The 21,343-nt window shown below is 59.0% G+C and carries 17 protein-coding genes; 7 read left to right on the plus strand and 10 right to left on the minus strand.

Features of this window, described 5'->3' with window-relative positions; translation table 11 throughout:
• Position 1 precedes the first annotated feature (1 nt).
• Positions 2-1,504: an N-acyl-D-amino-acid deacylase family protein gene (locus tag NCHU2750_RS22025; RefSeq protein WP_119943909.1), complete on the plus strand. Its 1,503-nt coding sequence runs from the start codon at positions 2-4 to the stop codon at positions 1,502-1,504.
• A 168-nt stretch (positions 1,505-1,672) separates the two neighbouring features.
• Here the strand turns inward: NCHU2750_RS22025 and NCHU2750_RS22030 are convergent, their stop codons facing one another.
• The 10 genes from NCHU2750_RS22030 to NCHU2750_RS22075 all read right to left on the minus strand — a co-directional run bounded on the left by NCHU2750_RS22030 (position 1,673) and on the right by NCHU2750_RS22075 (position 13,564).
• Positions 1,673-2,338 (minus strand): cysteine hydrolase family protein, encoded by a 666-nt coding sequence (locus NCHU2750_RS22030; RefSeq protein WP_119943910.1) that lies wholly within the window; start codon positions 2,336-2,338, stop codon positions 1,673-1,675.
• Positions 2,339-2,354: 16 nt separating this feature from the next.
• A complete protein-coding gene (locus NCHU2750_RS22035) occupies positions 2,355-3,641 on the minus strand; it encodes a Zn-dependent hydrolase (protein WP_245480472.1) in 1,287 nt (428 codons plus the stop codon).
• Positions 3,641-4,567, minus strand: coding sequence for a nitrilase-related carbon-nitrogen hydrolase (locus NCHU2750_RS22040; protein ID WP_119943911.1), 927 nt, complete (start codon positions 4,565-4,567; stop codon positions 3,641-3,643). Before NCHU2750_RS22040 ends, NCHU2750_RS22035 begins: the two co-directional genes overlap by 1 nt.
• Positions 4,552-5,979 carry a dihydropyrimidinase gene (hydA, locus tag NCHU2750_RS22045; protein WP_119943912.1) on the minus strand — a complete coding sequence of 476 codons (1,428 nt, stop codon included), beginning with the start codon at positions 5,977-5,979 and terminating at the stop codon, positions 4,552-4,554. The genes NCHU2750_RS22040 and hydA overlap by 16 nt, the downstream gene beginning before the upstream one ends.
• Positions 5,972-8,038 (minus strand): dipeptide ABC transporter ATP-binding protein, encoded by a 2,067-nt coding sequence (locus NCHU2750_RS22050; protein WP_119943913.1) that lies wholly within the window; start codon positions 8,036-8,038, stop codon positions 5,972-5,974. Before NCHU2750_RS22050 ends, hydA begins: the two co-directional genes overlap by 8 nt.
• A 14-nt stretch (positions 8,039-8,052) precedes the next feature.
• Positions 8,053-9,072, minus strand: a complete 1,020-nt coding sequence (locus NCHU2750_RS22055; RefSeq protein ID WP_349509037.1) for an ABC transporter permease — start codon at positions 9,070-9,072, stop codon at positions 8,053-8,055.
• Positions 9,073-9,084: 12 nt separating this feature from the next.
• Entirely contained in the window at positions 9,085-10,035 is a 951-nt protein-coding gene (locus tag NCHU2750_RS22060) for an ABC transporter permease (RefSeq protein WP_119943914.1), read from the minus strand.
• Between the two features lie 103 nt (positions 10,036-10,138).
• A complete protein-coding gene (locus NCHU2750_RS22065; protein WP_119943915.1) occupies positions 10,139-11,839 on the minus strand; it encodes an ABC transporter substrate-binding protein in 1,701 nt (566 codons plus the stop codon).
• 121 nt (positions 11,840-11,960) lie between these two features.
• On the minus strand, positions 11,961-12,308 hold the full coding sequence (locus NCHU2750_RS22070) for a RidA family protein (protein WP_119943916.1): 348 nt from the start codon (positions 12,306-12,308) through the stop codon (positions 11,961-11,963).
• A gap of 107 nt (positions 12,309-12,415) precedes the next feature.
• Positions 12,416-13,564 (minus strand): trans-sulfuration enzyme family protein, encoded by a 1,149-nt coding sequence (locus tag NCHU2750_RS22075; RefSeq protein WP_119944321.1) that lies wholly within the window; start codon positions 13,562-13,564, stop codon positions 12,416-12,418.
• Positions 13,565-14,462: 898 nt separating this feature from the next.
• On the opposite strand from NCHU2750_RS22075, the gene NCHU2750_RS30660 reads away from it, so the two are divergent.
• The 6 genes from NCHU2750_RS30660 to NCHU2750_RS22100 all read left to right on the plus strand — a co-directional run bounded on the left by NCHU2750_RS30660 (position 14,463) and on the right by NCHU2750_RS22100 (position 21,312).
• Positions 14,463-14,609: a hypothetical protein gene (locus tag NCHU2750_RS30660; protein WP_162939751.1), complete on the plus strand. Its 147-nt coding sequence runs from the start codon at positions 14,463-14,465 to the stop codon at positions 14,607-14,609.
• A 55-nt stretch (positions 14,610-14,664) separates the two neighbouring features.
• Positions 14,665-15,504, plus strand: coding sequence for a factor-independent urate hydroxylase (pucL, locus tag NCHU2750_RS22080; protein ID WP_119943917.1), 840 nt, complete (start codon positions 14,665-14,667; stop codon positions 15,502-15,504).
• Between the two features lie 330 nt (positions 15,505-15,834).
• The gene (locus NCHU2750_RS22085) at positions 15,835-16,314 is read left to right on the plus strand and encodes a formate dehydrogenase subunit gamma (protein ID WP_119943918.1); all 480 of its coding nucleotides are present in this window, start codon (positions 15,835-15,837) and stop codon (positions 16,312-16,314) included.
• Positions 16,311-17,879 (plus strand): formate dehydrogenase beta subunit, encoded by a 1,569-nt coding sequence (locus tag NCHU2750_RS22090; protein WP_119943919.1) that lies wholly within the window; start codon positions 16,311-16,313, stop codon positions 17,877-17,879. The genes NCHU2750_RS22085 and NCHU2750_RS22090 overlap by 4 nt, the downstream gene beginning before the upstream one ends.
• A 4-nt stretch (positions 17,880-17,883) precedes the next feature.
• On the plus strand, positions 17,884-20,763 hold the full coding sequence (fdhF, locus tag NCHU2750_RS22095) for a formate dehydrogenase subunit alpha (RefSeq protein WP_119943920.1): 2,880 nt from the start codon (positions 17,884-17,886) through the stop codon (positions 20,761-20,763).
• Between the two features lie 231 nt (positions 20,764-20,994).
• Complete coding sequence (locus tag NCHU2750_RS22100) at positions 20,995-21,312, plus strand: formate dehydrogenase subunit delta (RefSeq protein ID WP_245480473.1); 318 nt, start codon at positions 20,995-20,997, stop codon at positions 21,310-21,312.
• Positions 21,313-21,343: the final 31 nt, after the last annotated feature.

The raw sequence follows: 21,343 nt of genomic DNA on the forward strand, positions 1-21,343 counted from the left end.
CGTGACGCATGACATAATCTTCCGCAATGCCAGGCTCTTTATTGGCGATGGGTCTGAACCTTTCTCCGGCGATATCGCTGTGGATGGCGATCGGATCAGTGAAATAGGCGATCTTGGAGAGGCTCGCGCAAAGCAGGAGATTGATCTCGAAGGCAAGGCGCTTGCGCCGGGATTTATAGATGTTCATACCCACGATGACGGTATCCTGCTGACAGAAACGGGAATGTTCCCCAAAATTAGCCAGGGGGTCACAACCGTCATTGCCGGAAACTGCGGCATCAGTCTTGCGCCATTGACGCTCCAGACCGCCCCGCCACCGCCTTTCACGCTGGTCGGAGGGCAAGAGAATTTCCGTTTCGAAAGCATGGCAGACTATGTCGGAGAGCTGGAAAACAACGGAATTCTGACGAATGCAGCTCTCTTGGTCGGGCACACGACGCTGCGCCAGCGCGTCATGCAGAGCACGGACGGCGCGGCTTCGCCGGACGAAACTGCACTGATGCAGGAACAGCTTGAAAAGGCGATTGCCGAGGGCGCATTCGGTCTGAGTACGGGGCTCGATTATCCGCCTGCGGTGGGCTCGTCTACGGACGAAGTCAAGATCCTTGCGGAAGCCACTGCGCGCCTCGGCGGCCCCTATGTTACGCACACGCGCAACTACTTCGAAAAGCTGGAAGAGGCGATCGAGGAGGCGATCGACATCGCCGATTATTCCGGTGGTAAGCTCGTCATATCACATCATCAGGCCACCGGTCGCGCAAACCATGGCAAGAGCGTGCCCACTCTCAAGCGGATCGACGAAGCGCGCGAGCATCTGGATATCGCCATGGACGTGTATCCCTATGCTGCAAGCTCCACCGTATTACGGTTGGAACGCTGTGACACCGGCCTGCGTATTCTCGTGACCTGGTCGGATCCCCATCCGGAAATGGCAAGACGCGAGCTCGCCGACATTGCAAAGGAATGGCAATGCACGGAGCGCGAGGCGGGGTTGCGCTTGCTCCCTGCCGGTGCGGTTTATTTCCAGCTCGACGAGCAGGATGTTCAGACCATTCTCAAGCATCCCCGTACGATGATCGGTTCGGACGGTCTTCCGCATGACCGGCACCCCCATCCTCGCTTGTGGGGAACATTTCCTCGGGTTCTGGGACATTACGCCAGAGATCTCGGTCTCTTCACCCTGCAGGCGGCAGTTTTCCGAATGACCGGGCTTCCGGCCCAGGAATTCGGTTTCATCGATCGCGGCCTTCTGAAGCCGGGGTATTTTGCCGACCTGGTTGTCTTCGATCCGGACACGGTGCTGGATCGGGCGACCTTCGAGGACCCGGAGCAGCCGGCCGCCGGCATTGAGCGGGTCTTCGTCAATGGGGTCAGTGTCTGGGAGGGCGGACATGCAACTGGTGCGCGTCCCGGCTCAATCCTGAAGCCTCGCCCAATAGCGCAGGGCCGAAGGATTGGCGGGACATCCTGCGCGGTCTGCGATGAGCTTTATAAGGCCTCGTGACGAGTGCGTGTTCTTAGACCCGCCGACATCGGGCGGGTCTATAGCTGCCTCGGAGCTTGACGAAAGCTCGGGCGAACGGCGCATACATTCGGTTTTTTGACGAAAAATTCAGTGAAAGCGAATGCATGGAAATACGGCGCGGCGTAGCCGCGCCATCCGGCGCAATCGCTACAAGGCGTCGTAATAGCTGTCGATTGTCGAAAGCCTGTAATCGAATTCGATCGGCCGCGTGCACAGCCAGACCGAATAGACGTCACCAAGCAGGGCCTTGCTGGCTTCGACCGTGCTCAGAACACCTCCGCCATAGAGCCGGTTCGCCATGTCGAGGATACCAATCCGGTGCATCGCGTCGTTCTGGCTGCCGCAGGCATCCTTCACGAGCCAGACGCGATAGCCCTTGTAAATGGCATCGAATACGCTTCCGCGCACGCAGCTGTCCGTCCATACCCCGACGACAATCAGGTTCTTGATGCCGCGTTGCTTGAGCTCCGCGTCGAGGTTAGTATCCATGAACGCGCTTGGCCAGCGCTTTTGAATCACGAGTTCGTCGTCGATCGGCGCGACTTCCTCGCAGATCTCGGCGCCTCGGCTTCCGGCCACTGCCGATCGAAGGCTCTCGTCCAGCTTCTCGTCAAGCAGGGCGTAATTCTTCCGCTCCTCCATTTCAACCCAGGCCTGAACATGGATGACCGGCACGCTGGCTGCACGGGCGCGATCCATGAGGCTGCGTGCATTGGACAGTATCAGGTCGTAATTCTCGCAAGGGTATGCGCCGTCTGCACGATATTCGTTCTGCAGATCGATACTCAGTATGGCGGTCGTCTCGATTTCCATAGATATCGTGCCTCTTTCAATTCTTTTCATAATTCATGACGAAATCACCCAGAATGCGGATGGCCTCGTCGAGGTCGGCCATTTCCATGCTTTCATCGGGATTGTGGCTGCCGTTTTCGTTGCGAACGAAGAGCATGGCACTCGATACACCGGCAGCGGCAAAGGCGGCCGCATCATGTCCCGCGCCGCTTGGCAGGTGAGGTACCGTCATCGCCAGCCTTTCAGCTGATGCATCCAGGCGCGATATCAATTCTGCATCCATGTTGCCCGTTGACCAGGAGAAGGCCGGCCCCAAATCGAACCTCACGCCGCGTCGGGCGGCTATTTCGGAACAGGCCGCCTCGAGGCGCTCCTGCAGGGCAGTCAGCACCGCCTCGTCGCCACTGCGTATGTCGAGGGTAAACGAGAGCTCGCCAAGAACACGGCTTCCACCATGTTGTGTCGGATCCGATTCGATCCTGCCCACGGTGATGGTTGCCTCGCGGCCGTCCTTTTGCAGAGCATCCCATTCAAGTTCCATGGCTTGCATCAGGTCGCAGAAGCCAAGCACGCTGTCATGTCGCGAGAAGCGGGGCTCGGCGCCGGAATGCGCATAGGCACCAAGGCATCGGGCATTGACATATCTGAACCCTCCGGCAATGCCGGAAACGATGCCGATCGGCCGACCGGCAGCCAGGAGCCTGGGGCCCTGTTCTATATGGACCTCGATAAAGGCCGCGATCTCCTGCGAATGGATCTGGGCTTCCCCACGCAGAACGGCTTCGGGATCAAAGCCCGCCTGGGCCATGTGATCGTATAGGGTCATACCGGTGTCTGATCGCCGGGCCTCAAGTTCCTGTGGGGTCATCAGACCGAACGCTGCCTGGCTTCCCGGATAGGAAAGGGGAAACCAGGCCGCTTCCTCAGCCCGGGTCACCATAACGGTTAAGGTTCGAGGTGGCGCCATCTGCCGTTCAACAAGATCGGCCATGACGGCAAGTCCGGCAACTACGCCGGCTGCGCCATCGTAGTTGCCGCCATGCGGAACAGTGTCCAGATGCGATCCGATGATGAGTTCCGGCAGATCGGGATTGCGACCGTAAAGCCGCATGTAAAGATTGCCCGCCGCGTCCACCTGGGCTCGTGCACCGAGCGCTTCGGCCTCTGCGCGCACAAGGTCATGGGCGAATTGCTCGCCCGGACCATAGGCCGCTCGCGTAATGCCGGGGGGCGTCTTCGTAGCCGCCTCCAGCGTGCCGAGAATACGACGTGCAACGATCTGTCCCGCCGACAGGGAGGGCAATGCCTCTGCCCCGCTTTCCATCAGACGACTGGCCCGGCGCGCTCTGCAATCAGGCTGTATTCTTTCGGCCGGCGATAGCGTGCGAAGTCGAAATTGACCTTTCTGCACACGTCGATCATGTCAAGATCTGCGCGGTGGACGATGACCTCGTCGCCAAGCGTCGTTGCGAGTGCAGCGATTTCGCCACTTGGCGCAATGATGCACGAGCCGCCGATCAGCGATTGCCCTTCCTCGATCCCTGCCTTGGCTGCCGCCGCGACCCACAAGGTGTTCTGATAGGCACCCGCCTGCATGGGCAGGTGATTGTGGAACATTCTCAGATGGGCGAGTGTCGGCGCTTCGTCGAGGAGCAGCGGGGTATTGTACCCGAGAAGGGCGACTTCCGCTCCATTCAGGCAGAGCATTCGGTAGGTTTCCGGCCAGCGGCGATCATTGCAAAGTGCGAGGCCAACCCGCACGCCGCGATAGGAGTAGACCGGGAAGCCGAGATTGCCGGGCTCGAAATAGCGTCTTTCCAGATGCACCGTGGTTCCGTCTTCGGGCGCTTCAGAGCCGGGAAGGTGGATCTTGCGGTAACGCCCGATCATTTCGCCATCGGCTCCGAACAGACCCATCGTGTTGAAGCGGCGAAGGCGTCCTTCTTCTTCGATGAGTTCGGAATATCCAAGCGCGAAACCGATTTTCAGACGCCGCGCGGCCGCAAACAGCGCCTCGGTTTCCGGTCCCGGCATTTGCGCCTCGTAAAACGCATTGATTTCGCTCTCGTCTTCCATCGCCCAGCGTGGGAAGAAGGTGGTCAGCGCCATCTCTGGAAACACAGCCAGTTCCGCGCCGGCGGCAGCGGCTCTTTCGAGAAGAGCAATCAGCCTGTCGACTGTTTCTCTTCGTGTCGCGTTGCGTTGGATTGGCCCTGTCTGGCAGGTTGCCAGGGTCAGATATCGAGCCATGGGGTTGTCTCCTCGATAGGGTATTTGAATGTTGATGGGTTGGCCGCTCTGCGCTTGATGAACTGGCCTCGGGGCAAGCCGGGCAGCAGCTTTCCGTCCTCGATGACAGGAGTTCCGCGGACCAAGACGGTCACCGGCTTTCCGGTAAGCGAGCGACCTTCGTAGGGGGTGAAGTCGACTCCGCTATGCAGCTCGGCGCTTCTGAGGGTCCATGTTACCGTCGGATCCCATAGTGCGAGATCGGCATCGAGCCCAACCGATATGCGTCCCTTGAGATGATCGAGACCGTAAATTGCCGCTGCGTTCCCACCCGCGACGGCCAGATAGCGTTCCAGGCTGAGCCGGTTCGTCAGGAGCCCTTCCGAAAAAAGGATGGGCAACCGTGTTTCGATGCCAGGTATGCCGCTTACGGCGCGGTCAAACCGCACGTCGCGTCCCTCAGGCAATTTGTCGGCCAGACGATAGGGGGAGTGGTCCGAGGACCATAGAGAAATGGTGCCGGCGGTCAGTCCATCCCAGAGTGCATTCTGGCTGCGAACGGAGCGTGGCGGTGGCGAGAAGACGAAACGCGCGGCGTCTTCAGGCTTTCCGGCAAGATAGCTGGCATCGAGAAGCAGGTATTGGGGGCAGGTCTCGGCAACGACATCGGTGCCTCGTGCCTGGCTTCGCGTGACCTCGTCAAGCGACTGAGCCGTCGACACATGCACGATAACAACGCGGGAACCGGAAACCTCCGCAAGCGTCGCTACCCGATGCGTCGCTTCACGTTCGGCAGCTTCGCCATGCGCGACGGCGTGGTAGGGGAAGCCGGTCTTCCCCGCTTGCAGCAACTTGAGCGTGGTCCTGCGGATTATCGCGTCATTTTCGGCATGGACCATCACGGTCATGCCCAATGATCTGCCACAATCCATCATGGCGAGCATCAGTTCGTCGGAAACCGCAAAACCGTCATAAGTCATGAAGGCCTTCACGGACGGGATGCCGGCAGCTGCCAGAGCCCGAAGTTCTTCGTCGGGCTCACCAGACGCAGGCGTCATCACGCCGTGAAGGCCATAGTCGAGAATAGATTGTCCATTCGCGCATTCGAGCGATCGCTCGACGGCCGCAAACGTGCTCATGTTCGGTCCCGGCATAGCAAACGGGATGATGCAGGATGTGCCTCCGAAGGCTGCGGAAATGCTGCCCGAACTGAAGCCGTCTGCGGTTTCCGCGCCACCCCATGAGGGCTGGTCGAGGTGGCAATGTGCATCGATCCCGCCCGGCATCACCCAGAGGCCGGATGCGTCCGTGGTCGACGCGCCGTCAAGGTCTGCGCCTATTGCGGAAATCCTGCCGTCGTCGATGCCTATGTCGCACTGGCCCCAGCCGGTGGGAAGTGCGACCCGGCCACCCTTGATGACGCGTTCATGCATTGCCGGACACTTCTGCCTGCGGTCCAGCAGAGCCGTTGACCTGAATGACCGGTTCCATCGCCAGAAGTTGCTCTCGCGGCAGGTGGCAGGCAATCCTGTGGTTCGATGCGAATTCCTGGATCGGCGGTGCGCTGACATCGCAAGTCCCAGAGATCTTGTGAGAACAGCGTGTCTGGAACGGACAGCCCGGTGGAGGGTTGCTTGGGGACGGAAGGTCGCCATTCAGGACAACCTTGCGCTTACTGACCGCGAGATCCGCAATGGGAACAGCTGCCAGCAGTGCCTCTGTGTAGGGATGATAGGGCGGCGCGAAAATCTGGTCGGTGCGCCCCTGTTCCATGATCTGGCCGAGATACATCACGACAACCCGATCGGACAGATAGCGCACGACCGACAGATCGTGGCTGATGAATAGCAGCGTCGTGCCATTCTGGCGCTGGATGTCCATCAGCAGTTCCGTCACCGCAGCCTGAACGGATACGTCCAGCGCCGACACCGGCTCATCGGCGACCACCACGGATGGATTTCCAGCGAATGCGCGAGCGATGCCGATACGCTGCTTCTGGCCACCGGAAAGTTGCCGTGGCAGCCGCTTTGCAAATTCGCGCGGCAGCTTGACGATGTCGAGAAGCTCAAGCACACGTTGTCGAATTTTGGCCTCGTCGGTTTCTACGCCAAACTTGCGAATGACGCGGGCGATCTGAAAGCCAACCGTATGACTCGGATTGAGCGTGTCGAAGGGGTTCTGGAACACCATCTGCAGGCTACGCACGGTCCGTCTCTGGCGACGCGTGACCGGCAATGCACCCAATTCCAGCCCCTCAAGGGCAACCGAGCCCGATGTCGCATTCTCGAGCCCCATCAGGACCCGGGCGAAGGTAGACTTGCCACATCCGGATTCGCCAACGATCGCGACCGTCTCTGCATATCGCGCCTCAAACGTCAGATGCTGGTTCGCCTTGACCTTGTCGTAGTGTTTGCTCAGGTCATCGACCTGCAACACGACCTTGCCGACCGCAGTTGGTTCGTGCCGCGAGGTCTCTATCGTCTTGGCGTTCCAATCGATCTCTGCCACGCGAACGCAACGCGAGCCATGGGTCTCCTCCAAGTCTGCCATGGGTATCTGGCCGCGATCACAGAGACCCGCCTGAAAATGCGAACACCGCGGTCCGAAATTGCATCCCTCGGGCCGCTGGTGGGGCAGGGGCAACTGGCCCGGAATGGCAACCAGCGGACGACTGTTTTTGTCGGCGCCGGGAACCGGGATCGATGCGAAAAGACCACGCGTATACGGATGCCGAATACGTTGAAAAACAGTCCGGACCGGGCCAGTCTCCACCGCTTCGCCCGAATACATCACCGTGAGCTTCTGGCACGTTTCCAGCACAAGGCCGAGATTGTGCGATATGTAGAGCATGGACGTCCCGAAGCGCTCGGAGATGTCCTTGATCAGTTCGACGATCCCGGCTTCGACCGTGACGTCGAGCGCGGTTGTCGGCTCGTCGAGCAGAAGTACTTTAGGATTGGAAAGCAACGCCATTGCGATGACGATACGTTGTTGCTGGCCTCCTGAAAGCTGATGGGGATAGGACTGCATGATCCGGTCGCGGTCCGAAAGCCGCACCATTTCCAGCATGTCCTTGGCTTGCGCCCATGCCTGCTCATGGGTGGCGCCCTTGTGATAGACAAGAACCTCCGCCAGTTGATCCCCGATCAGCATGGATGGGTTGAGAGAGGCCATCGGCTCCTGGTAGATCATGGAGATCTCTGAACCGCGGATCTTCTGTAGCTCGGCCTTGCTCATGGTCAGCATGTCGTGGCCGTTGAACAGGATTTGGCCTCCGACGACACGGCCGTTCTTGCCCAGATAGCGCATCACTGCGAGAGCGATGGTGGACTTGCCGCAACCCGATTCACCGACCAGGCCATGTGCCTCTCCGGGCATGAGCTTCAGGTTGAAGTCAACGACCGCCGGTATCTCGCCATGACGGGTCATGTAGGAGATCGAGAGGTTGCGACACTCGAGAACCGGGGTCTGCGTCGTGCTGAGATGATCCATAATCTCTTCCCCCATCAATCGCGCAGGCTCATTTCCCGAAGGCCATCGGCCATCAGGTTGAAGCCGAGAATGAGGCTGGTCACCGACACGGCGGGCACCACCAGCATGTAGGAAAATTTCCACAGGAGAGCGGAAGACGAAGCTTCCTTGATCATCAGGCCCCAGTCCGGATCAGGTGGCTGGAGGCCGAGCCCGAGGAATGTCAGTGTGGTGATCGCAACCGTCGTATAGCCAAGCCTCAAACAGGCATCGACGATGATCGGCCCGCGGACATTGGGCAGCAATTCGACGAGCATGATCCAGATCGAATGTTCGCCTCTGGTCTGGGCCGCCTGAATATAATCCCGGGTCTTGGCGTCAAGTGCGAGGCCGCGGACGATGCGCATGATTGCCGGGGCTGAAGAGCACGTGACGGCTATGACGATGTTGAAACCGCTCTGCCCCAGGAAGTTCACGACGAGGATGAAGAGGATCATGACCGGGAAGGAAAGCAGGACATTGCCCACAAAAGACACCGCCTCGTCCCATAGTCCGCCGAGATAGCCAGCAATCAGGCCGAATGCCGCGCCGACGACATAGGCGACGGCTGTCGCCGTAATGCCCCAGACGATTACGCGCTGACAGCCCCAGATGGTGCGTGACAGGATATCGCGACCACGCATGTCCGTGCCGAGAATAAAGGTCACGCCGCGCTTCACGGTTCCGGGCAGCGCATAGGGCGCAATCGGCTTGTTGGGGTCGAGTATCGGCAGGTACGGTGCAGTGACCGCCATGAGGATCCAGAACATCACCAGGGTAACGCCGACCATCGCTATCGTGGATTCACGCCACGCATATATTGCCATCGCATAGACAATAATGGCTGCCGGTATGGCGGGGATAAGTACATATCTGTCCCACCCGCCGATCTCGGCTCGGAACATCACGAAAGCGACGAGAGAAGCCCAGATCACGGCAATGAGCAGAAAGGCGAGTTTTTTCGGCGAGAATGAGAATGTCGACGCCGCAGGTTTCGCAACGATTGATGAAGTCATGACCGCTCCTCTTCAGGCGAACCGCACGCGCGGATTGAGGATGACATATCCAATATCGGACAGGAGCTGCGACAGGACCGCGACTGCGACAGCGACCAGTGTCGCCGCCTGCAATACTGCGATGTCGCCGTACATCGCTGCGTCGTAAAGCATGCGACCGAAGCCGTTGTATTGGAAGAATACTTCGACGACGACGACCTGTGAGAGCAGCCAGTTCAACTGCAGGAATATCAACGTGAAGGGAACGATCAGCGCATTGCGCATCGCGTGCCTTACAATGACGCGCCAATAGGGCAGGCCTTTGAGGATGGCGGTTCGGATATAGTGGGACGACATGACTTCCGACATCGAGGCCCGGGTCATGCGCACCACATAGCCGATGTCATAAAATAGAAGGGTCACCAGCGGGAGCATAAGCTCTTTGAATGACCACCCATCCGTCATTGCCGACTTGCTGGGCACCCAGCCGAGACCGAGGCTGAAGGCGACCGTCAAGAGGACCGCTGTCGCAATCTGCGGCACGGACGTGGTGAACACGGCCAGGATGGAGATCACGCGATCGAGCCTGCCGCCTTCATTCATGCCGGCAATCACACCGAGCGTGAGCGCTGTAGGGATCATGATCAGAAAGACAAAGAAAGCGAGTATGCCGGTCTTGGTCAACCGGTCCTTCAGCAAGGTGGAGACCGCAACGTTCTTTTCCATGGAATGGCCAAGATTGCCCGAAGCGACGTTGCCCACCCACTCGACATAACGCTGAAGAAATGGAGCGTTGAGGCCCTTTTTTTCAAGCCAGGCCTGATAATCACTGTCCGACAAGGTCGCGACGCCAAAGCCACCAAGCTCGGAGACCGCAACCTTCTTACGGAACTGGTCGGTGTCGAAAATTGCAAAAAGCAAAAGTGAAACCGTGAGCATTATCAGTAGCATCTGCGCCAGGCGACGCAGGACAAGTTTGATCATTCGAGGTCCATTTCCTTCGCGTGAACGCGTTCCACGATCATCCGTGGAAATAACGAGGCGGATCGTATCGAGCGATGCCGCCTCGTCTGATCTGCAGGCCTGATTAGCCCATCCAGACCTTCGTAAGTTGAAGCTGTCTGGCCGGATGCGGCATGTAGCCGTGCACGTTGGCGGCTGCGAGATTATAGATCGGCCGCCAAAGCGGTTCGACCATTACTGCAGCATCCTGCAGAATCTTCTCGACCTTTTCCATTTTCGCCTTGCGCTTTGCCACGTCGATCGTGGCCTCGGCCTCAGAAAGTGCCTTGTCGAATTCCGGATCTGAGAAATGCGTCTCGTTCCACGGCACGCCGGTACGATATGCCTGAGCGAGAGCCATGGTGCCGAGCGGGCGATGTGCCCAGGATGTCGCGCCGAAAGGAGTCTTGTCCCAGATTTCCCAGAATTTGCTGGTAGGCAGGACGTTGACGGAAAGATTGATGCCGGCATCCTTCAATTGGTCACGCAAGGCTTCGCACGCGGCCTGATGCCATGGGCCATCGGTATTGCCGACATCGATCGTCAGATCGAGACCGTTTTCATACCCGGCTTCCTTCAGAAGAGCCTTGGCGCCCTCGACATCGCGGCCGATCTTCGGAAGCGGGAAATACTCCGGATGCACCGGGGCGACATGATAGTTGTAGGCAATTCCCCCGCCTTCCGGAAATAACAGCTGCTGAATGGCGGCGTTATCAGCGGCCTTGACGACGGCCTTGCGGACGCGGATGTCGTTAAACGGCTTCACATCCACCTGCATTCTGCAGCAAAGGGTCTGTGCAGTCTGAACCGACTTTATCTGCGCCCCATCGATGGAGCGGGCGAGTTCGAGCTGGTCGACGGTCAATTCGTAAATAGCATCGACCGTGCCGGACGCGAGTGCGGCAGTCTGATTATCCTGATCGAAATTGTAAAAGTGAATTTCGTCGAGATAGACGTCGCCGCCCCAATACTTGAAATCCTTTCCGTCCGTGGTCTTGGCAATGCGCTTGAGAATGCAGCGATCCCCAACCTTGAGTTCGGCCAATGTGTAAGGGCCGGTCCCGATCGGCGCGTTCGAAAATGGTGCGACAAACGACGGATGGACGATGAGCGTCGGATATTCGCCGCAGTCTTCGGCAACGGAAAGAACCGGACGGGAAAGATTGAGTTTGAGCGTATGGGTATCGACAACCTCTACGCCATTCTTCGCCGGAACGCGGATCGGCTTGCCCTTGTCCGTCTTGGCGCCCGTATCTTCTGCCAGTGCCGAGAAGGTTGAAAGTCCGAGATTGGAGGAGCCGGTTGCGGAATCGGTCCAGCGACGAATATTCCAGGCGATGTGTTCGGCAGTCAGCTCTTCGCCGTTATGCCACATGACGCCTTTTCGAACGTGCAGCGTCCATGTCTTAAGATCTTCCGAAGGCTCCCAAGCCTCGATCAGCATCGGGCGGACGACATTGTCCGGCCCCACAAGCGTCATATGCTCGATGATCGAACGGGACTGGTTAGACATCTCGTTCCAGGCATAGGTTGCCGGATCGTCCATCTTGGCGACCAACTGTCCGATGCGCAGCGTGCCGCCCTTCTTGGCGGCGGGATCGGCTGGCGGGAAGGGCAATGTGTCGGCGGCGAGAGCCGGAGCCGGCAGCCCGATGACAGAATAGGCTGTCGCAGCAGTCAAGCCGATGAGAGCTGACAAACGGAGAAACTCGCGCCTCTCGAGCTTGCCCTCGTCGAGTTGGGTCTTGAGCTTGGAAACAAGCGGATTACGTTTGATTTCATTCATATGTGAACCCCTGTGCTTTTCGTTGTAACTCAGCGCTATTATCGACACGGACGAGCATGATTGCGCATCACCGCCCTTCAGCCTCAAAGGCGGGTTTAGAAGCCTGAACGTCTGGGAATGCTCAGATCGCCGCCGTGACCATGATTTCGACACGGTAAGCGTCGCCGGCCATTCTAGCTTCGACAGTTGCGCGGACCGGCATCGCGTCTGGATCCATCCACTCGTCCCACACCGCGTTCATCAGTTCAAAGTCAGCGATGTCGCGCAGCCAGATCACGGCGCTGAGCATCTTGGTCTTGTCGGAACCTGCAAGCGCGAGATAATGTTCGATCTTGGCGATCGTCCCTTTTGTCTGAGCGACGACGTCACCGGTCGTATCGTCCGCGGTCATGCCTGCCAGATAAACAGTTCCATTGTGGGTAAGAACACGGCAGAAGCGAGATCCGTTTTCGATGCGATTGATGGCCATTCTTTAAGATCCTTATCAATTTTGGAGTTTGCTCGGGACTGTCGGCTGAACAGATGCTCCTGTTCGGCCTTCCGTCCGCCTTTCTTGGACTGGCTTTCAGGCGAGGCTTATCGTGAGAGCGCCGCCGCCAGATCATTGATCAGATCGGAGGCCGCTTCTACGCCGACCGAAAGGCGCAAGAGGTCCGGCGGCGTCTTGCTGTCCGGGCCTTCCATTCCTCGTCTGATTTCAATCACGCTTTCCAGGCCGCCGAAGGAGATCGCCTGACGGATGATCTTTGTCGACTGCGCCAGCCGGTGCGCAGCTTCCTCCCCGCCATCCACCCGAAAAGATATCATGCCACCGAAACCGTCATGCATCTGTTTGGTCGCGAGAACGTGCTGAGGATGTGATGCAAGCCCGGGATATATGACCTCCGCAACCTGCAGATGCCCCTCCAGGAAGGAAGCTATCTGCATGGCGTTATCGCATATCGCGCGCATCCTCAGATGAAGAGTGCGCATTCCGCGCAGAAGGAGCCAGGCTTCAAAGGGCCCGAGAACCGCACCGTAGTCATTTCGAATCTTTGCAATACGCGTGCAAAGTTCAGATTGGTCGCGACCGATAACCAGCGCGCCCGCGACAACGTCAGCGTGGCCGTTTAGATATTTGCTGCCCGAATGGAGCACGATGTCCACCCCGAGTTCCAGGGGGCGGGTTATCACAGGAGTTGCCACCGTATTGTCGGCAACGACAAGGGCACCGTATTTGTGGGAGATGTCGGCTACCGCTCTCAAATCGGTGACGCGCCATGTTGGATTGGCCGGAGATTCCACCCAGACCAGTTTCGGCCGACATTCCTCGACCTTAGCCTCCAGCGCGCTGAAATCGGAGTAATCCACCTCGTGAAGGATGATATTCCACCGCGCGCCATGCGTTACCAGCCAGGTTCTCAGTCCGGAATAGAAATGACTGGGGACGACAACGTTCGAGCCAGGTTCCAACATATGCATGACAGCCGTCGCCGCAGCCATTCCCGAGGCAAACAGGAAGCAATCGTCGCCACCTTCGATAGCAGCAATCGTCGCCTCGGCTCTTGCAAAGGTGGGATTGTCGTCACGCTGAAAACTACGGCCGGCCCGATGCAGGTCTCGGGGGTCACGCAGGAAGCATGTTCCCGGATGAATCGACGGGGTAAGGGCGTCCGATGCCTCATCCACCCAACCAAGCGCCTGGGTAATGAGAGTGTCGCTCTGTTGGTGATTTTGATTGGTCATGCTTGGGCTCATATTGCACTAGAATGACATTAATCTGCAAAACGAATTTTGCAAGCATTTAATATCGGAAAAATGAATGCATAAATTGTTGGCATGGTATTGCATGATATGATGCACACGCACAGTTTTGAGCAATCTGGCAAGATGGAAGAACAGGCCTCGCAGAGATCGAAAGGGGATCTGAGCCGGCTCTCAGCTCCGCGCGATTGATTGCCATTGCCTCAGTAGACGGGCGCAGAGAAGCGATAATGGAACTTATGACTGGGGTCCGACCCGACCCGAAGGTAGCGCTCGCTAAGCCTAGCGCCCTCACCATCTCTTAGGCAGAGGTGTTCCGGCGTGCGTTAATTTTGCAGACCGAGTGGTGCCGTACACCAATCAACGTGTTCGGAATGCTACCAATTGGACCGTCAGGTTTCACTCATTCGTGCGCTGGACGGGAATGGGGGCTGTTGACGATGAGTTTGCCAAAGGGCGCGGCCAGTCAGGCGTTCTTTCGAAGACAAGCTGCTTGCACCAGAGAAATTCGATATTTAATTGGTAAAATAGCTGGGCGGCTGGACATTCATCGCAGCCACATCATTGCTGTGACGAGATAGAAGAAGCCTTGGAAGTGAATGGCTCTATGGTCGTGGCGAAATGGCGGAAGTGCTTCATCAGGTTGAAGCGTCGCTCGATACGGTTGCGGTCAATATGGGCGCGTTCATTGTGCCGGATTATGATCTTCCGTCGGCGGCTGGACGGGAACACCGCCCTGGGAACACCCTAGCGCCTTATCCTTGGCCCCATTTTCCGAAGCTTGCCAGTGGATGCGCGCGAACGATCGCGTGGCCGATCAACAGGGACAGGTTGTCACGATCGGCCGTCAGCGTTTGGGACACCTTCCCCAGATGCCGGCATGATCCCGATCGTCTCTGCGGCCCTGATCAAAAAATTGCCGCATGACCTGCAGCCGCTGCTCGAATCGGGCATTCTGCTTTCTGCCGTCGCTGTGGTCATCCTGAACGTCTTCTTCAACGCGCTTGCCAGCCGCGAGGAAGTCTAGGCTGGAGCGATTGACGCCGCCTCGACTGCAGAACATGCGTAAGAAGGAAATCACCATGGCATTGATTAGCAATACCTACGGCAAGGGTCGTGTCCGCGTGATGCGGATCAAGAAGGACGGGCCGCTCCAGGACGTGCGCGAGATGAACGTCAAGGCGATGCTCACCGGCGCTTTCTCTCCAGCATTCACCTCGAAAGACAATTCCCCGGTCGTATCCACGGATACGATCAAGAACGTCGTCAATATCGTCGCCCGGGAGAATCTGGGATTGGACAAGGAGGAATTCTGCGCTGCCGTGGCACAGCGCTTTCTGGACAAATATCCTCAGGTCGAGACGGCGACGGTGATCGGCCACGAGACGAAATGGCTGCGCAAGAGCTTTGACGGGGTGCCGCATCCCCATACCTTCACGCTCGATGGAAACGGGCGGCCCTTTGCCAAGGTCGTCGCAACCCGTGAGGGCCAGACCCTCTATTCCGGCCTTTCAGGCTACACATTCATGAAAAGTACCCAGTCGGGCTGGGATAACTATTTCATGGATCCGTATACGACGATCAAGGAAACGCGTGACCGCATCGCGGCGACCTCGATGGAGGCCCATTGGCTGTGGGACGGCAAGCCGGCTGATTATGAGACGGCCAATGCGACCGTACTGGAAACCATGCTGAAAGTCTTCGGAACGACCTATAGCGAAAGCATGCAGGACAGCCTTTACCGGATGGCGATGGCCGCCCTGGACGCCGTGCCAGACATTCGCGAGATCTCGCTGGCGTGCCCGAACAAGCACTATCTGCTGATCAATCTGGATCCGTTCGGCCTGACCAACGACAATGACGTCTTCGTGCCGACGGACGAGCCCCACGGACAGATAGAATGCGTCGTCGGCCGCGACTGAGAGATGATCGACAGAAGGATGCGGCCCCGCGGGGCCGCTGACACCTGAGGCCTTGAACACAGAGGAGGGTGGCGGCATCGGTCTTACGCCCCGTGTAATCGGGCCGCCATCCACCTCATCCGAAGCCGAGCGGCCCTCCTGCTTTTCGACCGCCATCGCGGTTTGATAGTTTTTTGCTATCGCGTAACCAGCATTGATTATTGACCATGCTTCCCCCTGCTGCGACAGTTTGCCCTATTCCGCGGCGAAAACTTATATCGCCTGACGCGGATCTTGACTGGCGGAACGACGAGGAGGTCGATCCTGCTGGGAGCCGGGAGGCAGTGGCATATGAATATTCGGGTTTCCGCCGGTGGGTTCACCGAGCGGTCGATCGATATCATTCGCAGTCTGAAGCATCTGGAAGGACCGATGCTTCCCATCCTCCACGCGATCCAGGCAGAGTTCGGCTATGTGCCGGATGAGGTGAAGCCGATCATCGCGAGCGAACTCAACCTGTCACGCGCGGAAGTCCATGGCGTCGTGACGTTCTATCATGAGTTTCGAGACCATCCGGCAGGACGGCATGTGCTGAAGATCTGTCGCGCCGAGGCCTGTCAGTCGATGGGCAGCGACAGCATAGCAGATAGCGCCAGACAATTGCTTGGCATCGATTTCCACCAGACGACGGCAGACGGGGCAGTGACCCTGGAGCCGGTCTATTGTCTCGGGCTTTGTGCCTGCGCGCCCGCCGCCATGCTGGATGGCGAGGTTTTCGGCCGGATCGATGAACACTGTCTTTCCGACATCGTTGAGGATGCGCGCCGATGACGATGACGATCTTCGTGCCACGCGATGCGGCTGCATTGGCACTCGGCGCCGACAGGGTGGCAAATGCGATTGGTGAGGAAATCGCGCGTCGTGGTCTTGATGCGCGCATCGTTCGCAATGGATCCCGTGGCATGTTCTGGCTCGAGCCGCTCGTGGAGGTTCGCACCGACCATGGGCGCGTCGCCTACGGGCCGGTGCGGTCGGGCGAAGTGAAATCGCTGTTCGATGCCGGATTTTTGACCGGCGGAGATCACCCACTCTGTCTCGGGCTGACGCGGGATATTCCCTTCCTGCGTCAGCAGACCCGCCTGACCTTCTCGCGCTGCGGCGTCACCGACCCCTTGTCGGTTGAAGACTATCGGCATTACCAGGGCCTCAGAGGGCTGGAAAAGGCGATCTCGCTCGCGCCAGCCGAGATCGTGCGGGAGGTCACCGACAGCGGCCTGCGCGGACGTGGCGGCGCGGGCTTTCCGACCGGGATCAAGTGGAAGACGGTGATGGAGGCGCAGGCGAGCCAGAAATACATCGTCTGCAATGCCGACGAGGGCGACAGTGCCACATTCGCCGATCGGATGATCATGGAGGGCGACCCCTTCGTGCTGATCGAGGGCATGGCGATTGCCGGCATCGCGACCGGCGCGACCAAGGGCTATATCTACACGCGGTCTGAATATCCGCATGCGATCGCCAGCATGGGCAAGGCGATCGAGATTGCGCGGGCCGCGGGCATTCTCGGGCCCTCGGTGCTCGGTTCGGTCCATGCCTTCGACATGGAGGTTCGCTCCGGGGCAGGGGCCTATGTCTGCGGCGAGGAAACCTCTCTGCTCAATTCGCTGGAAGGCAAGCGCGGCGTGGTGCGGGCAAAACCGCCGCTGCCGGCATTGAAGGGATTTCTCGGCCAGCCGACCGTGGTCAACAACGTCATCTCGCTCGCCTCCATCCCGGTGATCATGGATCGCGGCGCAGCCTTTTATCGGGATTTCGGCATGGGGCGCTCGCGCGGCACGATCCCGATCCAGCTTGCCGGGAACGTGAAGCATGGCGGTCTGTTCGAAATCGCTTTCGGCCTGACGCTCGGCGAGATCGTCGATCATATCGGTGGCGGTACGGCAACCGGCCGGCCGGTCAAGGCGGTGCAGGTGGGTGGGCCGCTCGGCGCCTATTTCCCGCGCGCGCTGTTCGACACGCCCTTCGACTATGAAGCCTTTGCCGCAAAGGACGGGCTGATCGGCCATGCCGGGATTACCGTATTCGACGACACGGCCGATCTCATGAAGCAGGCGCGTTTTGCCATGGAATTCTGTGCTTTGGAAAGCTGCGGCAAGTGCACGCCCTGCCGCATCGGCTCGACCCGTGGGGTCGAAACCGTCGACAGGATCGCCCGCGGCATCGAGCCGGAGAAGAACAAGGCGCTGCTCGCCGATCTCTGCAACACGATGAAGTTCGGTTCGCTCTGTGCGCTCGGTGGCTTCACGCCCTATCCGGTCATGAGTGCGATGACACACTTCCCCGAAGATTTCGCGCCGACACCTCTTGGTACTCCTTTGATCGAAGCGGCGGAGTAAGACCATGTCCCTGATCCATGAAATCGACTACGGAACCCCCGCCTCGTGCTCGCAAACTCAAGTCACCCTGACCATTGATGGCCGCTCCATCACCGTGCCGGAAGGCACATCGATCATGCGGGCTTCGATGGAGGCGGGCATCCAGATCCCGAAACTCTGCGCCACGGACATGGTGGATGCCTTCGGCTCCTGCCGTCTCTGTCTGGTGGAAGTCGAGGGGCGCAACGGCACGCCGTCGTCCTGCACCACACCGGTTGCGGCCAACATGGTCGTGCATACCCAGACCGGTCGGCTGAAGGATATCCGCCGCGGCGTGATGGAACTCTATATCTCCGATCACCCGCTCGACTGTCTGACCTGCGCCGCCAATGGCGATTGCGAGTTGCAGGACATGGCAGGGGCGGTCGGGCTTCGCAACGTGCGCTACGGCTATGAAGGCGGCAATCATGTCAAGCCACGCAGCGACGGCGAGGTGAATGCCAGGTGGATGCCGAAGGACGAAACCAATCCCTATTTCACCTATGATCCGTCGAAATGCATCGTCTGCTCGCGCTGCGTGCGGGCCTGCGAGGAAGTGCAGGGCACATTCGCGCTGACGATAGAGGGGCGCGGCTTCGAAAGCCGGGTATCACCCGGCGCGCACGAAGATTTTCTCTCATCCGAATGTGTCTCCTGCGGCGCCTGCGTGCAGGCCTGTCCCACCGCGACACTGACGGAAAAATCGGTGATCGCGATCGGCCAGCCGGAACATTCCGCCGTCACCACCTGTGCCTATTGCGGCGTCGGCTGTTCGTTCAAGGCGGAAATGCGCGGCGAGGAACTGGTGCGTATGGTGCCCTGGAAGGACGGCCAGGCAAACCGCGGCCATTCCTGCGTCAAGGGGCGGTTTGCCTATGGCTATGCCAGCCACAAGGACCGTATCCTCAATCCGATGATCCGCGAAAAGATCTCCGATCCGTGGCGGGAAGTGACCTGGGAGGAGGCCTATGCGCATGTCGCAACCGAGTTCCGCCGCATCCAGTATCAGTACGGCCGGGAATCGATCGGCGGCATAACCTCGTCGCGCTGCACCAACGAGGAGACATTCCTGGTGCAGAAACTGATCCGCGCCGGCTTCGGCAATAACAATGTCGATACCTGCGCCCGCGTCTGCCATTCGCCGACGGGCTATGGCCTGGGACAGGCATTCGGCACTTCGGCCGGCACGCAGAATTTCGATAGTGTCGAGCAGACGGATGTGGTGATCGTCATCGGCGCCAATCCGACGGATGGTCATCCGGTCTTCGGCTCGAGGCTGAAGAAACGCCTGAGGCAGGGTGCGAAGCTGATCGTCATCGATCCGCGCCGCATCGATCTGGTCAAGACACCTCATGTCGAGGCAGCTTTTCACCTGCCGCTGAAGCCCGGCACCAACGTTGCCGTGATGACGGCGCTGGCGCATGTCATCGTTACCGAGGGCCTGTTCGCCGAACAGTTCATTCGCGAACGCTGCGACTGGTCCGAATTCGAGGACTGGGCGGCCTTCGTGTCCGAAGAGGCTCATAGTCCAGAGGCGACGGCGAGCTTCACCGGCGTTCCGGCCGACCTCGTTCGGGGTGCTGCCAGGCTTTTTGCGGCCGGTGGCAATGGCGCGATCTATTACGGGCTCGGAGTCACCGAGCATAGCCAGGGATCCACCACGGTGATGGCGATTGCCAATCTTGCCATGGCGACTGGCAATATCGGTCGGCCGGGCGTTGGCGTAAATCCGCTGCGCGGCCAGAACAACGTGCAGGGCTCCTGCGACATGGGCTCGTTTCCGCACGAGTTGCCGGGCTATCGGCATATCTCCGACGATGCGACGCGCGACACGTTCGAAAAGCTCTGGGGTGTGACGCTGAACAATGAACCAGGCCTGCGTATCCCCAACATGCTGGACGCTGCCGTGGAAGGCACGTTCAAGGGCATCTATATCCAGGGCGAGGACATTCTGCAGTCCGATCCGGATACAAAGCATGTCTCGGCCGGTCTGGCCGCGATGGAATGCGTCGTCGTTCACGACCTCTTCCTCAACGAGACGGCCAATTACGCCCATGTCTTCCTGCCGGGCTCGACCTTTCTGGAAAAAGACGGGACCTTCACCAATGCCGAGCGGCGCATCAACCGCGTACGCCGCGTCATGACGCCGAAGAACGGCTATGCCGATTGGGAGGTGACGCAGAAGCTTGCCCAGGCCATGGGGCTCAACTGGAACTATGCCCATCCTTCCGAAATCATGGACGAGATTGCGACGACGACGCCGAGCTTTGCCTTCGTCTCCTACGACTATCTCGAAAAAATGGGCTCGGTTCAGTGGCCCTGTAACGAGGTGCATCCTGAAGGATCGCCGATCATGCATGTGGATGGTTTCGTCCGGGGCAAGGGCAAATTCATCCGTACCGAATATGTGGCGACCGACGAGCGCACCGGGCCGCGCTTTCCGCTGCTGCTCACGACCGGGCGCATCCTTTCGCAATATAATGTCGGTGCCCAGACGCGGCGTACCGAGAATGTTGCCTGGCATGGCGAGGACCGGCTTGAAATCCACCCGCATGATGCCGAGCAGCGCGGCGTCAAGGATGGTGACTGGATAAAGCTCGCAAGCCGTTCGGGCGACACGACGCTGCGCGCCCTGATCACCGATCGCGTCTCCCCGGGTGTCGTCTACACGACCTTCCACCACCCGGACACGCAAGCAAATGTGATCACCACCGACTTTTCCGACTGGGCGACGAACTGTCCGGAATACAAGGTGACTGCGGTGCAGGTGTCCCCGTCCAATGGTCCGACCGAGTGGCAGGAATGTTATGACGAACTGTCTCGCCGTTCACGACGGATCGCCGGCAAACTGGAGGCAGCAGAATAAGAGGGCTTTTCGAAGGGTTGCGTGCAACCCCTCTTGCACGCAAGGATAAAAGTTGAGTAAAATAATATAGTTTTATAAAGCCATCCGCCGCGCGGCAGATCTTCGACTTCTGCTGTCCGGTCAGTCGATGGAAGTGCATGGCAACTGGAGCGTCGCTTGATGTCTTATCATGACGGGTTTGAAAGTGGGGCTGGCAATGTTCCTCATCAGGGGCAGGAAAAGCTGGTCCGCATGGCAAACCAGATCGCAACCTTCTTCCTGTCGCAGCCGGAAAAGGTGCGAGCGGAAGGAGTTGCCACGCATATCAACAAGTTCTGGGAACCACGGATGAGACGGCATCTGTTCGAGCACCTGGACCAGGGAGGCGAGGGGCTTCTGCCGCTTGTTGTCGAGGCATCAGTCCTTATCCGGAGACCGCCCAAGCCAGGCGCACAGGGCATGGCGGAGCTAACATCGGTGGCGCGCGAGACGTCACGTGCGGTAGTCGGCGGCGGACAGGGTGTTGCAGACCATTCTTCTGATGAAGGAAGCGTGCCGACGTCGTGCTGAATTGATTTCACCGGCCATCCGCGTCGGCCTC

This window comes from Neorhizobium sp. NCHU2750, assembly GCF_003597675.1.
Classification (GTDB): Bacteria; Pseudomonadota; Alphaproteobacteria; order Rhizobiales; family Rhizobiaceae; genus Neorhizobium.